The organism is Bacteroides sp. 90-K9/2 (genome assembly GCF_047310725.1).
GTDB classification, from domain to species: Bacteria; Bacteroidota; Bacteroidia; order Bacteroidales; family Bacteroidaceae; genus Bacteroides; species Bacteroides vicugnae.
In genome coordinates this window covers 266,923-282,111 of the sequence record NZ_JBCGVL010000001.1, presented here as the reverse complement: position 1 = coordinate 282,111, position 15,189 = coordinate 266,923, and the positions used below count along the sequence as shown (strand labels likewise).

Below are 15,189 nucleotides of genomic sequence, written 5' to 3'. Positions count from 1 at the left end.
GTATATTTGAGCCACAGATTTTCAAGAAGTCTGTGGCTTTAATTTTTTACATATAAAATACTAATATCATGGCAATAATCAAACCTTTCAAGGGCATTCGTCCTCCGCAAGACCTTGTAGAACAGGTCGCTTCACGTCCTTATGATGTATTGAATTCTGAAGAAGCCCGCGCAGAAGCGGAAGGTAACGAGAAGTCTCTTTATCATATTATTAAACCGGAAATAGATTTCCCTGTTGGTACGGATGAACATGACGAACAGGTGTATGCTAAAGCTGCCGAGAATTTCCAACTGTTTCAGGACAAAGGCTGGTTGGTGCAGGATAAGATGGAAAACTATTATATCTATGCCCAGACGATGAACGGGAAAACACAATATGGGTTGGTAGTCGGTGCTTATGTCCCGGATTATATGAACGGGGTTATCAAGAAGCATGAGCTTACCCGTCGTGACAAGGAAGAGGATCGTATGAAACATGTACGTGTGAACAACGCTAATATTGAACCTGTTTTCTTTGCTTATCCTGACAATGAGAAGTTGGATGTTATAATAAAGAAATATACAGCAAATAAGCCGGTTTATGACTTTATCGCTCCGGGTGATGGTTTTGGACATACTTTCTGGATTGTCGACCAGGAGGCAGATATTGCTGCAATTACTGCCGAATTTGCTAAAATGCCTGCCCTTTATATTGCTGACGGCCATCACCGTTCTGCCGCTGCTGCATTGGTGGGAGCAGAGAAAGCAAAACTGAATCCAAATCATCGCGGTGATGAAGAATATAATTACTTTATGGCTGTTTGCTTCCCGGCAAATCAGTTGACCATCATTGATTACAACCGTGTGGTGAAAGATCTTAATGGTTTGACTCCTGAACAATTCTTGGCTGCACTTGATAAAAACTTTGTAGTAGAAGAAAAAGGCGCGGACATCTATAAACCGTCCGGCTTGCATAATTTTTCACTCTATTTGGGTGGTAAATGGTATAGCTTGACCGCTAAGGCCGGTACGTATAATGATAACGACCCTATTGGGGTGCTTGATGTTACAATCTCTTCCAACCTGATTTTGGATGAAATTTTAGGCATAAAGGATCTGCGTTCTGATAAACGTATTGATTTTGTAGGTGGTATCCGTGGATTGGGAGAGCTCAAGAAACGTGTGGATAGTGGTGAAATGAAAGTGGCTTTGGCTCTCTATCCTGTATCTATGAAACAGTTGATGGATATTGCAGATACAGGCAATATTATGCCGCCGAAGACTACTTGGTTTGAACCGAAACTCCGTTCAGGGCTGGTGATTCATAAGTTAGATTAAGAAATATCTGTTATGCGAAAATCATTGTTGACGGGAATTATATCAATAGATGTGACGCTTGATTGATGTAGAAAAAATAGTGACGGGATATGCCCGGGATAGTGACGGTATCGTTGTGGTATACCGTCACTATTTTTATTGGATAGCGTCACTATTTTCAATCCCTCCAACTACCTATCATTGATAAGTGGAACATTAATATTTCCAAACGATAGATTGACTTTTCTTATTAAAGCCGTATCTTTGCAACATGACTGCTGAAGATACTTATAAAACCATCATTGAGCCTTCCGAAGGTATTTATACGGAAAAACGAAGCAAGTTCATTGCTATAGCCCTTCCTGTGCGTACTCTCGATGAGATAAAGATGCATCTTGAAACGTATCAGAAAAAGTATTATGATGCACGGCATGTATGCTATGCTTATATGTTGGGAGCTGCACGAAAGGATTTCCGTGCCAATGATAATGGAGAACCTTCCGGAACAGCGGGTAAACCCATTCTCGGACAGATAAACTCGAATGAACTGACGGATATACTGATTATAGTAGTCCGTTATTTTGGAGGAATCAAATTGGGAACGAGCGGATTGATCGTTGCTTACAAGGCTGCTGCTGCTGAAGCTATTGCTGCCGCTACCATTATAGAAAAGACGGTAGATGAGGAGGTGACGGTAATGTTTGAATATCCTTTTATGAACGATGTTATGCGCATTGTGAAAGAAGAAGAACCGGAGATTCTTAATCAGTCGTATGATATGGATTGTAGCATGACATTGCGGATTCGTCGTTCGATGATGTCTAAGTTGCGTGCACGTTTGGAGAAGGTGGAGACAGCGCGGATCCTTGATGATGAGAATATGTTGTAGGTAAAGTATTAGAGTGGTAATAGAGATAGAGAGTGGATCGCATGATAAATAAATGTCACATAATTTTTAGTCTGTTTTTAAGTTCCTTTGTATGGATAAGCGTTCAGGCGCAGGCACAAGTACAGGAAGCTCAAAAACTGGCTCCTAATAATATTCCTGTTCCGTGGTATTCGCAGAAAATCGCGGGATGTCCTTACTCGCATTGCTCTCTGGCTTCTTCGTTAATGGTCTTTGATTATTTTAAGGGAATGACGGCTGATACACAACGTACAGCCCAGGATGCAGAAAAGAAACTAATTGAATATCAGCGGAATTACTTTCTGAAAAAACGTGCTCCTTTCCGTCGCCGTACTTCGATAGGGCAGGGAGGATATTATTCTTTTGAAATTGATTCGTTGACACGTTATTATGAAAACATGATAAGTGCCGAACATTTCCAGCAGAAAGATTACCGGATATTGAAAGATTATATTGATCGTGGCATTCCTGTGCTTGTGAATGTGAGATATACAGGCGCAGTTCGTGGTTTGCGTCCCGGTCCGAGAGGGCATTGGATGGTACTTCGCGGCATTGATGATAAACATGTGTGGGTGAATGATCCCGGACGTTCGCCGGAGATGCGGACTAAAGGAGAAAACATCTGTTATCCTATTAAGAAACAGCCGGGTAACCCTTCCTATTTTGATGGTTGTTGGACGGGACGATTTATCATAGTCACTCCTAGAGAATGGATACGAAATTCCCTGTTTGCACAAGTAGGCAAGCTCCCTCCATTGGAGGAGGTGACTCATATAGTTCCTCCGGTTGTGTCGTCTGTAGCCTTACCGCAGGTTATCAATCAGTAGAAGCAACTCATAGTTAGGAAAATTCAGTAGTAGGATTAAGATAAAACATTTGTAGTAAAATAAAGAAGAACAAAAATATATGGCATTTGAAGCAACCAAAAAAGAATGGTGCGAACTCTATTCTTTCTTTCGTCTCTTAGCAGACGGAAAAGTAGTGTTAGGCACGGCAGAAGCAAAGGCGGGAGATACATTTTGGCCTGTTGCAATGATTCAACGGGAAGAACATGATGGAACACGTCAATATTATATTGAAGAAGATACGATTCGTATAGAAGGAGAGAATGGGAGTAAGTCCATGCCTCGTGAAGATTTTGGTATTGTAGCTGATCTGATATTGCAGGCAGTGAAATCTTCTTCGGAAAATGATGTTGCTTCTCCGGAAGGAGTAGAAGAGTTTTTAGACGAAGCTGCCATTTTCGATTTGGAAGCAAAAACAGAAGATCGCACAGATTTTTCCGTTGCATTTTGGCATCCGAAAGCTCCGTTAAGAGGGTTCAATGTCCGCTCACGATTGGGCGCAATGAATCCGTTGCTGGACGGAGGACGTGCAGCGAATCTTAAATTGGAACAGAGCGGAATCAAATTTGCTACTCCAACAGTGAATAAAATCAATGCTTTGCCTGAATCTCCGAATGAGGTTGCCGAACGGATGATGATGATCGAACGTTTGGGTGGCGTACTTAAATACGCTGATGTAGCCGACCGTGTGTTCCGCAGTAATCTGTTGATGATTGATCTGCATTTTCCACGTGTACTGACAGAAATGGTTCGTATCATGCATTTGGATGGCATCTCCCGTATTGGTGAGTTGACAGAAATTATCAAACAAATGAATCCGTTGAAGATTAAAGATGAACTAATCAATAAGCATAAGTTCTATGAATTCAAGATGAAGCAGTTCTTGATGGCATTAGCATTGGGAATGCGTCCTGCAAAGATTTACAATGGATTGGATTCGGCTGTGGAAGGTATTCTGTTGGTGGATGGAAGTGGAGAAGTGCTCTGTTATCATAAATCGGAAAAGCAAATAATGGAGGATTTCTTGTTTCTAAATACTCGTTTAGAAAAAGGATCTTTAGAGAAAGACAAATACGGATTTTTGGAGAGGGAGAATGGAGTCTATTATTTCAAACTGAATGCAAAGATTGGGCTGGTCAAACGGTAGAAAAGTACGAAGCATTGATGAGTCAAACTAATAATGATGACATACTTATATAAAATACTTGTTATCCATGAAAATAAATGAAGTTTTAGAGAACATGAAAGCACGCCGTAGCGTACGGGCTTATACAGGCCAGCAAGTTTCAGAAGAGGATTTGCAGGCCATTTTGGAAGCTGCAACTTATGCACCGAGTGGAATGCATTTGGAAACATGGCATTTTACAGCTATTCAAAATATGGATAAGTTGACAGAACTGAATGAACGGATTAAAGGAGCTTTTGCAAAAAGCGACGATTCTCGTTTGCAGGAACGTGGACATAGCAAGACTTATTGTTGCTATTATCATGCTCCGACTTTAGTGATTGTATCTAATGAGCCTACTCAATGGTGGGCTGGTATGGATTGTGCCTGTGCTATAGAAAATATGTTTCTGGCTGCCCAGTCTTTAGGTATCGGCTCTTGTTGGATCAATCAGTTGGGAACAACATGTGACGATCCGGAGGTTCGTGAATTTATTGCTGCTTTAGGTGTTCCTGCCAATCATAAAGTCTACGGTTGTGTAGCTCTGGGATATGCCGATCCTAAGATTCCGATGAAAGAGAAAAAGATAAAAGCCGGTGCGATAACCATCGTGGAATAGAAATACCCGGCACTCTATTTGTGAAACGACATTTCATTATTCTTGAAGCGGTACCTTGATGTTCTTGGTCCGACACCTCAATACGCTTAAAGCGGTGTCTTACGATACTTAAAGTGGTGCTTAACACATTGTAAAGCGGCACTTTAGGACTCCTAAAACGCCGCTTTATTTTTATACTATCTTTCCTGATTTAGGTAGACTGTCTGCCCTGTTTCAAAAGGACATATCAGTCAAAAGATCCATATCGGGTTGGCAACAGTTTGCGGTCTCCCAAGGTATTATCTACGCGAGCTACATTTATCCAGAATTTATTATCACGTACGCTTTCTATAGGATAGGCTGCTTTCTCGCGTGTATATGAGTGTTCCCAACGATCACTTACAATTTCGTATTCCGGATGAGGAGCATTAATCAATACATTATCATCTTTATCCGCTTCGCCATTCTTTACTTCTTGAATTTCTTTCCAGATATTCAGCATGACATCTACGAAATTGTCTAGTTCTGCCAGACTTTCACTTTCTGTCGGTTCAATCATCAACGTACCGTGGACAGGGAAAGAGAGGGTAGGAGCATGATAACCATAATCCATCAGACGTTTGGCAATATCATTCTCCGAGATACCTGCTTCCTCATGTACTTTCCGGCATTCCAGAATCATTTCGTGTCCTACGAAACCGTTGGCTCCCCGATAAACAACTCCATAGGTATCTTTCAGACAACTAGCCAGATAATTGGCATTCAGGATCGCAATTTTAGTTGCCTGTGTCAGTCCTTCCGCACCCATCATACGGATATATCCATATGTGATAGGCAGAATACCTGCACTGCCGAATGGAGCTGCTGATACTTGATTTTGTGAGTTGCCGAAGATTCCGTGTCCGGGAAGGAAAGAAACCAGATGTTCGGCTACGCAGATAGGACCGACTCCCGGACCTCCGCCACCATGAGGGGAAGCGAATGTTTTATGAAGATTCAAGTGGCAGACATCCGCACCGATGAATCCCGGATTGGTTAATCCTACTTGTGCATTCATGTTGGCTCCATCCATATATACTTGTGCACCACAGGCGTGAATGATGTCGCAAATCTCTTTTATCTCGGTTTCGAAGATACCATGTGTAGAAGGATAAGTAATCATCAGTGCAGCCAAATCATCTTTATTCTCTTCTGCTTTTGCACGCAAGTCGGCCATTTCTACATTCCCTTGCTCGTCGCATGCACAGGTAACAGTCACAAAGCCTGCCTGTATAGCTGACGCAGGATTTGTTCCGTGAGCCGAAGCCGGAATCAAGACTTTGTTCCGGTGTCCCTGACCGATACTTTCGAGATAGGCACGAATCACACGAAGGCCTGCATATTCTCCCGCGGCACCCGAATTGGGTTGTAGGCTGACTCCTGCAAATCCGGTGATAACTTTCAAATCTTCACTTAGGTTCTTGATTAATTCACGATAACCTTCTGCCTGGTCTTCCGGGACCAGCGGGTGCATACCCATAAACTCGGGACGGCTTAAAGGCAACATTTCCGCGGCTGCATTCAGCTTCATTGTACATGAACCGAGGGAAATCATAGATTGTGCAAGAGAAATATCTTTGCGGTTCAGACGTTTGATGTAACGCATCATCTCTGTTTCCGTGTGATACTTGCTGAATACTTCGTGTGTCAGGAAAGGCGTTGTACGTTTCAAAGCCTTGTCGATATTGCTTCTTTCCGGAATATCGTCCACTTTCTGATAATCTTTTCCGGCGGCAATGGCAAAAATCGAGAGCAACACATTGGCAGCTGCCACGTCTGTTGTTTCGTCAATGCTGAAACCGACATTGCCATTTTCATAATAGCGCAGATTAACTTCTTTGGTAAGTGCTATCGTACGGATTTGCTGTGCCGAAACGTGTTCGGGCAATTCGAAACGTAAGGTGTCAAAGTATTGAGCGTTGACTTGTGTATATCCGCATTTCTTTAATTGCTTTTCAAGAAATACAGTAATGCTGTGTATACGCGATGCAATTGTAGTGATACCCTCCTGACCGTGATAAACAGCATAAAAGCCTGCCATAGTAGCTAATAGTGCCTGTGCGGTACAGATATTTGAAGTTGCTTTTTCCCGTTTGATATGTTGTTCACGTGTCTGTAAAGCCATTCGGTAGCAGAGCTTGCCATATTTGTCTTTGGACCATCCGATGATTCGTCCCGGCATATTCCGTTTATATTCATCTTTGGTAGCAAAGAAAGCAGCCGATGGACCGCCATAGAACATTGGAGTACCTAGGCGTTGTGTGGTTCCGAATACAATATCTGCTCCCCATTCTCCCGGAGGAGTTAGCAGGGCGAGACTTAAAATATCAGCGGCAACAGCTACTTTGCAGTCTGCAGCATGTGCCTTTTCGGTAAATTCAGAATAGTCCTCTACGTTTCCATGTGAGTTCGGATATTGCAGAATACAGGCAAACACTTCCGGTGAAGGTTCAAAATCTTTATATTTACCTACATGTAGTTCGATGCCTTGGGGTACGGCACGTGTAGTCATAACAGCTAATGTCTGTGGAAAAATATTCTCGTCTACGAAGACTACGTTCGCATTGGCTTTCTGTTGCGCGCGGGAGCGTAAGGCATACATCATGCTTACGGCTTCGGCGGCGGCAGTTGCTTCGTCCAGAAGTGAGCAGTTGGCGAGTGGCATGGCAGTAAGGTCACATACGGCTGTCTGGAAATTCATCAATGCTTCCAGACGTCCTTGCGATACCTCTGTCTGGTACGGAGTGTAAGAAGTATACCATACCGGATTTTCGAATACATTCCGCTGGATAACGGCCGGAGTGATCGTGTTGTACCATCCCAAACCGATATATGTAGTATATAGTTTGTTTTTAGCTGCCAGTTCAGCGATGTGTTTTCCAAATTCGTATTCCGTCAGCGGACTAGTCAATGCTAGTGGCTCTTTCAGCCGTATATTGGCGGGAATTGTCTGATTAATCAGTTCGTCCAGTGAGTTCACGCCAATTTTGCGGAGCATTATGGCTGTATCTTGTTCATTGATGCCGATGTGACGGCTAGCTAACAAATCGGTTTTCATAATAATCAAGTATTAAATTAAGTGTTAAGTATCAAGTATTAAGTATTACCGCAGTTAATGGGCGATTCACCTTGTTAATACCTAATACTTGATACTTATTCTTTTTTTATTATCTAAAAAATGGGTTTTCAGCTTTCTCCATTCCGATAGTCGTGGGAGCACCGTGCCCCGGATAAACGACTGTTTCGTTGGGGAGAACAAATAAACGGCTGCAAATATGCTCTATCAGTTCATCGAAGTTACCTCCTGTGAGATCAGCGCGGCCGATGCTGCCTTGGAACAGGACGTCGCCGGAGAACATGCAGTTGTCTTCTTTGCAATAGTACACCAAGCTGCCGGGTGAATGTCCGGGCACGTGTATCGCTTCCAGTTTGGTATGTCCGAAAGTGATGATATCTCCGTCATGCAGGTATTTGCCCAGTGGTACAGGTTCTTCCTGCAACTGAAAACCAAACATTCTGCTTTGTTTCGGTGCTTCGTCAATCCAGTACTCGTCTGCTTTGTTTGCTTCTGCCGATAATCCGAATTCTTTTAGCATGAACGGATTTCCGAAGATATGATCCAGGTGTAAATGAGTATTCAGCAGATGCTTTACATTCAGTTCATTGGTAAGAATGAACTTTTTCAGTGCCTGCTTTTCTTCTTCATAGAAACAGCCCGGATCAATTACGACTGCTTCTTTAGTGTCATCCCATAATACGTAGCAATTTACGGGAAACATATTAAATTCAAATCTTTTTATTTTCATGGTTTCTCTATGATTTATCATCTATCAGAACATATAGTCTTGTTTAAATCGGAACATATACCACTTTTTTTGTTTTAAAGAACTCTTCCTCGAAGTTGTCGCTCAAGCTATGAATGACCGTTTTATGTTTGAACGGCATTGTTTCGTGCTCCAGTTCACCGCCTTTGAGACAGATAAGTCCGTTGGGCAATGCATTCTGTTGTTTCGAAGAGATATTCTTTTTGATAATCTTAATCAAATCCGCCAAAGGCATTACGGCACGGCTGACAACAAAGTCGAACGTTTGTTTCTCCTCTTCTGCACGGGCATGGCGGAAAGTCACATTTTTCAGTCCGATGGCATTTGCCACTTCGGTTGCTACACGTACTTTCTTGCCGATGCTGTCTACGAGGTGGAATTTTACCTCGGGAAACAGGATTGCTAAAGGAATGCCGGGAAAACCTCCTCCTGTACCCAGGTCCATGATGCTGGTTCCGGGGCGGAATTGGATGACTTTGGCAATGCCTAATGAATGGAGCACGTGATGCTCATATAGATTCTCAATGTCTTTGCGGGAGATAACGTTGATTTTTGAATTCCAGTCAGTGTAGAGGGCGTATAGAGCTGCGAATTGTTTGCGCTGCTCTTCCGTCAGATCAGGAAAATATTTCAGTATGATTTCCACTTTTGAATTTTGAATTATAAGTTTTGAATGATAGATGTGGATGAATATCCTATTTTGTCACATGGAAGTGATAACAACAGGGTATTCATTGGTGTTCAGCTTTTTATGAATTTTAATTTTTCAGCTCTCCCAGAATCGGGTTACTGCCTAATAGATGTTCCATCATAGCAAATGGGATTGTTACCTTTACAGGTCCCATAGAATAAGGAGTGATATCATATACATTATAATAGAAGGTGACTCCTTCTTTGCTTAGGTAGAAATTCTCTGTCGGAGTGATGTCACCGGTTGAAGCATATCCCATGTCTTCCAATGCTTCGTGAGTGGTCACTTTGTTGTCCGCCATGAGCTGATTCCAGATCAGGTCGGTCAATGCATCTTTGTAGTCTCCGACAAAAATATCATCGAGACGGAGCGGACGCATCAGGGTGAGGTCCATATTTAAATAAGTTGCCATGTAAATACCATGTGCACCTCCGGTATATTCGTTATAGTCGATGCGGTATACAAGCAGGTCTTTATCATACAGTTGCACATGGCTCTCTATACCTTTATAATAAGAATACCAGGCACCGATGGAAGATTCGTCTTCCTTGTCTTTCTCATCCTCGGTATACATAGGCTCGAGATCGCGTCGGTATTCGCTGATATAATTCTCGGTATATTGCTTTACAACTTCTTCCGGTTTTTCACCGATGTATTTATCACCGAAACAGGCCGAAATGAAATAAGTATTCAGACTGTCTTTCAGCATATCATCCGATGATTTTACCGGATAAGCAAAATTAATAATAATATTGCAGGCCGGTTTGGCTGTATCATTGAAGAGGTGCGCTGTCTTATTCACTTGAATGCTATCAAACTGTAACGCACCTGTGTTTTTGTTCATCTTGTCATGACAAGAAAACAAAAAGCCGCTTACCGAAAGTATAATTGCAAGCAGACTGACATATTGTTTTTTCATACCCGTTTTTTCTGTAAATTCAACATTTGTTTTATCATTCACTATTGACAAATATAGATGAAATTCGTGAATCGGGCTAATAAAAACAGAAAAATTTGCAGCTATTTATCCCCTAAAATGGGATTGGCGGATATTATCCGCCAATCAATGCTTGCAAACTTTAGTGATATCTACTGTGAATCCATCTTCAGCAGGCATAAACTTCCCTTTCATTTTGAGAAATTCGATAAGGGTATCTACATCCATGTTTTCTGCCGAGCAAGTATAAAAACGTTGCTGTGAGCCAAACTTCTTAATGATTGCTTCCCGCAATGATGATTCCGAGTAGCTATTTCCTTCCATCATGTGGAGGACTTCATGAGCATGTAATTGTTCCATAATCTTTTTTTTCTGCAAAGATAGGGCAGAGATTACTCAGAAACTGTAACATATGTGACAAAACTGCATAATATTCATTGAAAATTGAAAATAACCATTTCACTATACGTTCCTATTCTGAAAGGTGGTCCCCAAAGAGATAATCCGGAAGATACATACACGTGACTGTTTCCCCATTGGCGATAACCGTGGCTTTGCTCGAATATAGATTCGGTCACCCAACTAATAGGCCATATTTGTCCGTGGTGTGTATGCCCGCTGAATTGCAGGTCGATGCCGGCAGCTTCTGTTTCTTCTAAATCAAAAGGTTGATGATCCAATAAAATGATAGGTTTGCTTTTATCGACATTCACCATTAATTCTTGCAGGGAACGACGCTTTCGGTTATGGCGGTCATCACGTCCTATCAGTTGTATGCCATTAGGAAGTGTGACTACTGAATCGCGCAATAATTGTATTGGAGTGCTTTTTATATATCGGATACTTTCATCGATACCACTAATGTATTCGTGATTGCCGAGAACCATATAGATACCCATAGGAGCTTTCAAGTCGCCCAATTCTTCCGCCATATTCTCTGTATAAAGAGGTACGACGCTATTATCAATCAAGTCACCACTAATCAGAATCAAGTCGGGATGCTGCGCATTTATCATTTCCACATATTTTTTTAATGCGGCTTTCCCTGTACCATTTCCCAAGTGAACATCGCTGATTGCAACGATTTTAATTGCTTGGGGAGTATCTTCATATTGTTTATTGGTTAAAATGCTGACTACATTGGTTTCCGGATGATGATAGTTATATACCCCATATCCCAGCAGTCCCAACGTGAACACTAAAGACAGATAGAACCTATATTTGCAGACAACTTTGAATAATTTCAAGATATCAAACAAAAGTAGGAATAATGCCATGTATAAAGTAAATATCAGCCAACTTGTTCCAATGGTGTACATCGAATGGGAGATAAAGACAGGTATCTCAAGGTTACGAGCCAGCATCGTGCCGAAAAAGGATAAAGCACATATCCAGAATAAAACGGTCAGGAATATTTTTACTCCGAGAGATTTAACCTTCAGAGCTTGTTTTGCTCTGATAAATATGTAGGCATTACCTACCAGATAAAGAGTGATAATAATCAGTAAATATGTAAGCATAGTGTTTACTTAAAAATCAGAGGAATTATTGGGGCAAAGATAGGTTTTATTGTTGAGTAAAAAGAGTTAATAGTGCTGATATGACTCTAAAATAGCCAAATAAAGGAAAGGGAATGGTGTCTGTAACGGATTGATTGAATCTTAATTACGAAAAATTATAGGAAAATCTGTTTTTATTCTTATCTTTGTCCTCTGAAATGAAAAGACTAGCCTACATAACAGCACTCATCCTCTCTCTCCTGATTATCTATTCAGGAGGCGGAGTCTCTATTGTGCGTTATTGCTGCGCCCGTTGTGAAACGGTGCAGAGCTGTTGTGATACAGGCTGTCCGAAGTGTAAAAAGGCTCATACTTGTGATTCAAAAAAAGGTTGTAAAGATAAAGGTTGTACAGCTACTATCTATAAGCTCGATTTGATGAAACATGCTACTGAACTGACAACATCTGCTTTAGTAGTCGATCTTTTGTGTGAGCATTTTTGCTATCTGTTGACTCCGGCCTATGCGGATAAACCGGTAGAATATGATAGTCTGACCTCTCCGCCACCTCTCTGTTCGAGGCAGAAGCTGGCGTTATATTCCACTTATATTATTTAGCCACTATTTCTTTCTTATTTATTCCTTTGCTTTCTATTGAATATGAAAGTAAAGCAAAACTGAATGCAACTAAGTTGCATGAGAAATGAATTAATTTTGTATCTCGAAAGTAACTTTAGAAAGAATGAAATATATGATAATAGGACTGTTCCTGTTATTTGCCGGTAATATATATGCGCAAGTACGGGGAACAGTGAAAGATAGTGCTGGGGAGGCTATTCCGGGTGCAAATGTGTTTTGGATGAATACAGGACAAGGAGTGACAACTAAGGAAGATGGTAGTTTTTCTATTGTAAAACCTTCCAAAAGCCACATGTTAATAATCAGTTTTATTGGTTTCCAGAATGATACCATTCATGTGAGCAGTAAAAATCAGCAGTTGGATATTGTGCTTCGTGATGGAGTGGAATTGAATGAGGTGAATATTGTCACTCGCAAATTAGGAACGATGAAATTACGCAGTAGCGTGATGAACGAAGATATGATAAGCAGTGCTGAACTGAGTAGAGCTGCTTGTTGTAATCTGGGTGAAAGTTTTGTGACCAATCCTTCGGTAGATGTGAGCTATTCTGATGCAGCAACAGGGGCCAAGCAGATTAAATTGTTGGGACTGTCCGGCACTTATGTGCAGATGTTGACGGAAAATATTCCGAATTATCGTGGAGCGGCTTCTCCTTATGGACTAGGGTATGTCCCGGGTCCGTGGATGCAGAGTATACAAGTTTCCAAAGGAACATCTTCAGTAAAAAATGGTTATGAAGCCATCACGGGACAGATTAACGTGGAATTTAAGAAGCCGCAGTTGCCGGAAGCCGACTGGGTATCTGCCAATCTTTTTGCAAGCACTACCAACCGGTATGAAGCCAATGCAGATGCTACATTGAAACTTTCCAAACGGTGGAGCACTTCTCTGCTGGCGCATTATGAAAATGAGACTAAGGCACATGATGGTAATGATGACGGATTTGTGGATATTCCTCAAGTAGAGCAGTATAACGTGTGGAACCGATGGGCATATATGGGCGACCATTATGTTTTTCAGGCAGGTATCAAAGCTCTTTCCGAAACACGTACCAGCGGACAAGCCAATCATGGAGGGGCAATACACTCCGGTGATTTATATAAAGTGGGGATTGATACGGAACGTTATGAATTCTTCACCAAGAATGCGTACATATTTAATAAGGAGAAGAATACGAATCTGGCTTTGATTCTTTCCGCTACTTTGCACAATCAGGATGCTACGTATGGGCGCAAACTGTATAATGTGGATCAAACCAACGTTTATGCTTCGCTGATGTTTGAAACGGAATTTAATCCGCAGAACAGCTTTTCCGCAGGATTAAGCTTCAATTATGACGCTTACGACCAGCATTATCGTTTGGAGAATAATACGGATAATCCTCTCAAAGCTTTTGAAAAGGAAGCTGTTCCCGGTGCATACGTGCAATATACGTTGAACCTGAATGATAAATGGATGGTGATGGCGGGTTTGCGTGGAGACTACAGTAACGAACATGGTTTCTTTGTGACTCCGCGTGCACATCTTAAATACAATCCGAATGATTATGTGAACTTCCGTCTTTCTGCCGGAAAAGGGTATCGTACCAATCATGTACTGGCAGAAAACAATTATCTGCTTTCCAGTAGTCGTAGGGTAGAAATAGCTAAGAATCTGGATATGGAAGAAGCATGGAATTACGGTGCTAGTGTATCTACTTATATTCCTATATTCGGCAAGACGCTGAATGTAAATGCGGAATACTATTACACGGATTTCTTGAAACAAGTAATCGTGGATATGGATAGCAACCCTCATGAAGTGGCTTTCTATAATTTGGATGGACGTTCTTACTCGCATGTATTTCAGGTGGAAGCAAGTTATCCTTTCTTTAAAGGATTTACCTTGACAGGAGCTTACCGACTCACGGATGCAAAAACGACTTACAAGGGAGTGCGAATGGAGAAACCTCTAACCAGCAAATACAAAGGCTTGCTCACTGCTTCCTACCAGACTCCGCTGGGAATTTGGCAGTTTGATGCAACACTGCAACTGAATGGTGGAGGTAGGATGCCTACTCCTTATGAATTGGGAGATGGACAGTTGTCTTGGGAACGCCGTTATGGTAGTTTTGAGCAGTTGAGCTTACAGGTGACACGTTACTTCCGCCGCTGGTCTATCTATGTAGGAGGCGAGAACCTGACCAATTTCAAACAAAAGAATCCGATTATCGATGCGGCAAATCCTTGGGGAAGCAACTTTGATTCCACGATGATATGGGGACCGGTACACGGGGCAAAAGGATATATCGGAATACGTTTTAATTTAGCTAGGAATAGTGAGTAAAAACAGAAGAATAGTGAGTAGCGAAACGATCGCATAGAAAATAAAGAATACTAATTTTAAACTGATAGGAAAAATGAAAACAAAAAGATGGATGGCCACTTGCGTGGTGGCTCTTTTGAGTGTAGCAGCTGTATTGGCAAAAGATATTCGTGTAGTCGTATTTAAAGTGTCCCAGATGCATTGTGAGAAATGCGAAAAGAAAGTAAAAGACAATATGCGTTTTGAAAAAGGATTGAAGGATATTGCGACCGAAGTAAAAACTAAATTGGTGACTATCACGTATGATGCTGAAAAAACGAATGTAAAGAACTTGCAAGCAGGATTTAACAAGTTTAATTATGAAGCTGAATTTGTAAAAGAAACAAAGAAAGACGATCAGAAGACTGATAAGAAGTAATTGAACAAATACCTGTATTAGCTTGTTT

Annotated in this window: 14 protein-coding genes; 8 read left to right on the top strand and 6 right to left on the bottom strand. The window is 41.5% G+C overall.

The window, feature by feature from the left end:
• The first annotated feature begins 68 nt into the window (after positions 1-68).
• The 5 genes from AAHJ11_RS00965 to AAHJ11_RS00945 all read left to right on the top strand — a co-directional run bounded on the left by AAHJ11_RS00965 (position 69) and on the right by AAHJ11_RS00945 (position 4,831).
• The gene (locus tag AAHJ11_RS00965; RefSeq protein WP_148367242.1) at positions 69-1,316 is read left to right on the top strand and encodes a DUF1015 domain-containing protein; all 1,248 of its coding nucleotides are present in this window, start codon (positions 69-71) and stop codon (positions 1,314-1,316) included.
• Between the two features lie 250 nt (positions 1,317-1,566).
• Positions 1,567-2,184, top strand: a complete 618-nt coding sequence (locus AAHJ11_RS00960) for an IMPACT family protein (RefSeq protein WP_074636540.1) — start codon at positions 1,567-1,569, stop codon at positions 2,182-2,184.
• 41 nt (positions 2,185-2,225) lie between these two features.
• Positions 2,226-3,029 carry a C39 family peptidase gene (locus AAHJ11_RS00955; protein WP_254883833.1) on the top strand — a complete coding sequence of 268 codons (804 nt, stop codon included), beginning with the start codon at positions 2,226-2,228 and terminating at the stop codon, positions 3,027-3,029.
• 79 nt (positions 3,030-3,108) lie between these two features.
• On the top strand, positions 3,109-4,194 hold the full coding sequence (locus AAHJ11_RS00950) for an HpaII family restriction endonuclease (protein ID WP_099145777.1): 1,086 nt from the start codon (positions 3,109-3,111) through the stop codon (positions 4,192-4,194).
• A gap of 67 nt (positions 4,195-4,261) precedes the next feature.
• Positions 4,262-4,831: a nitroreductase family protein gene (locus tag AAHJ11_RS00945; protein WP_413578929.1), complete on the top strand. Its 570-nt coding sequence runs from the start codon at positions 4,262-4,264 to the stop codon at positions 4,829-4,831.
• Between the two features lie 226 nt (positions 4,832-5,057).
• On the opposite strand, the gene gcvP is transcribed toward AAHJ11_RS00945, so the two are convergent.
• The 6 genes from gcvP to AAHJ11_RS00915 all read right to left on the bottom strand — a co-directional run bounded on the left by gcvP (position 5,058) and on the right by AAHJ11_RS00915 (position 11,821).
• The gene (gene gcvP / locus AAHJ11_RS00940; RefSeq protein ID WP_217722244.1) at positions 5,058-7,907 is read right to left on the bottom strand and encodes an aminomethyl-transferring glycine dehydrogenase; all 2,850 of its coding nucleotides are present in this window, start codon (positions 7,905-7,907) and stop codon (positions 5,058-5,060) included.
• A gap of 109 nt (positions 7,908-8,016) precedes the next feature.
• Positions 8,017-8,655, bottom strand: coding sequence for an MBL fold metallo-hydrolase (locus AAHJ11_RS00935; RefSeq protein WP_004311627.1), 639 nt, complete (start codon positions 8,653-8,655; stop codon positions 8,017-8,019).
• A gap of 43 nt (positions 8,656-8,698) precedes the next feature.
• On the bottom strand, positions 8,699-9,319 hold the full coding sequence (gene rsmG, locus AAHJ11_RS00930; protein WP_217722242.1) for a 16S rRNA (guanine(527)-N(7))-methyltransferase RsmG: 621 nt from the start codon (positions 9,317-9,319) through the stop codon (positions 8,699-8,701).
• A gap of 112 nt (positions 9,320-9,431) precedes the next feature.
• Positions 9,432-10,283 (bottom strand): RsiV family protein, encoded by an 852-nt coding sequence (locus tag AAHJ11_RS00925; RefSeq protein ID WP_074557205.1) that lies wholly within the window; start codon positions 10,281-10,283, stop codon positions 9,432-9,434.
• 144 nt (positions 10,284-10,427) lie between these two features.
• On the bottom strand, positions 10,428-10,661 hold the full coding sequence (locus AAHJ11_RS00920) for a YecH family metal-binding protein (protein ID WP_074557207.1): 234 nt from the start codon (positions 10,659-10,661) through the stop codon (positions 10,428-10,430).
• 74 nt (positions 10,662-10,735) lie between these two features.
• Complete coding sequence (locus tag AAHJ11_RS00915; protein WP_234132235.1) at positions 10,736-11,821, bottom strand: metallophosphoesterase; 1,086 nt, start codon at positions 11,819-11,821, stop codon at positions 10,736-10,738.
• A 197-nt stretch (positions 11,822-12,018) separates the two neighbouring features.
• On the opposite strand from AAHJ11_RS00915, the gene AAHJ11_RS00910 reads away from it, so the two are divergent.
• The 3 genes from AAHJ11_RS00910 to AAHJ11_RS00900 all read left to right on the top strand — a co-directional run bounded on the left by AAHJ11_RS00910 (position 12,019) and on the right by AAHJ11_RS00900 (position 15,161).
• The gene (locus tag AAHJ11_RS00910; protein WP_320978467.1) at positions 12,019-12,417 is read left to right on the top strand and encodes a hypothetical protein; all 399 of its coding nucleotides are present in this window, start codon (positions 12,019-12,021) and stop codon (positions 12,415-12,417) included.
• Between the two features lie 124 nt (positions 12,418-12,541).
• Complete coding sequence (locus AAHJ11_RS00905; RefSeq protein ID WP_195649738.1) at positions 12,542-14,764, top strand: TonB-dependent receptor; 2,223 nt, start codon at positions 12,542-12,544, stop codon at positions 14,762-14,764.
• A 73-nt stretch (positions 14,765-14,837) separates the two neighbouring features.
• Entirely contained in the window at positions 14,838-15,161 is a 324-nt protein-coding gene (locus AAHJ11_RS00900; protein WP_074557212.1) for a heavy-metal-associated domain-containing protein, read from the top strand.
• The last annotated feature ends 28 nt before the right edge of the window (positions 15,162-15,189 follow it).

Excerpts from the sequence above, each read along its gene's own strand:
- AAHJ11_RS00965 (WP_148367242.1), top strand. The coding sequence starts at position 69 with ATGGCAATAATCAAACCTTTCAAGGGCATTCGTCCTCCGCAAGACCTT.
- AAHJ11_RS00960 (WP_074636540.1), top strand. The coding sequence starts at position 1,567 with ATGACTGCTGAAGATACTTATAAAACCATCATTGAGCCTTCCGAAGGT.
- AAHJ11_RS00955 (WP_254883833.1), top strand. The coding sequence starts at position 2,226 with ATGATAAATAAATGTCACATAATTTTTAGTCTGTTTTTAAGTTCCTTT.
- AAHJ11_RS00950 (WP_099145777.1), top strand. The coding sequence starts at position 3,109 with ATGGCATTTGAAGCAACCAAAAAAGAATGGTGCGAACTCTATTCTTTC.
- AAHJ11_RS00945 (WP_413578929.1), top strand. The coding sequence starts at position 4,262 with ATGAAAATAAATGAAGTTTTAGAGAACATGAAAGCACGCCGTAGCGTA.
- gcvP (WP_217722244.1), bottom strand. The coding sequence starts at position 7,907 with ATGAAAACCGATTTGTTAGCTAGCCGTCACATCGGCATCAATGAACAA.
- AAHJ11_RS00935 (WP_004311627.1), bottom strand. The coding sequence starts at position 8,655 with ATGAAAATAAAAAGATTTGAATTTAATATGTTTCCCGTAAATTGCTAC.
- AAHJ11_RS00925 (WP_074557205.1), bottom strand. The coding sequence starts at position 10,283 with ATGAAAAAACAATATGTCAGTCTGCTTGCAATTATACTTTCGGTAAGC.
- AAHJ11_RS00920 (WP_074557207.1), bottom strand. The coding sequence starts at position 10,661 with ATGGAACAATTACATGCTCATGAAGTCCTCCACATGATGGAAGGAAAT.
- AAHJ11_RS00915 (WP_234132235.1), bottom strand. The coding sequence starts at position 11,821 with ATGCTTACATATTTACTGATTATTATCACTCTTTATCTGGTAGGTAAT.
- AAHJ11_RS00910 (WP_320978467.1), top strand. The coding sequence starts at position 12,019 with ATGAAAAGACTAGCCTACATAACAGCACTCATCCTCTCTCTCCTGATT.
- AAHJ11_RS00905 (WP_195649738.1), top strand. The coding sequence starts at position 12,542 with ATGAAATATATGATAATAGGACTGTTCCTGTTATTTGCCGGTAATATA.
- AAHJ11_RS00900 (WP_074557212.1), top strand. The coding sequence starts at position 14,838 with ATGAAAACAAAAAGATGGATGGCCACTTGCGTGGTGGCTCTTTTGAGT.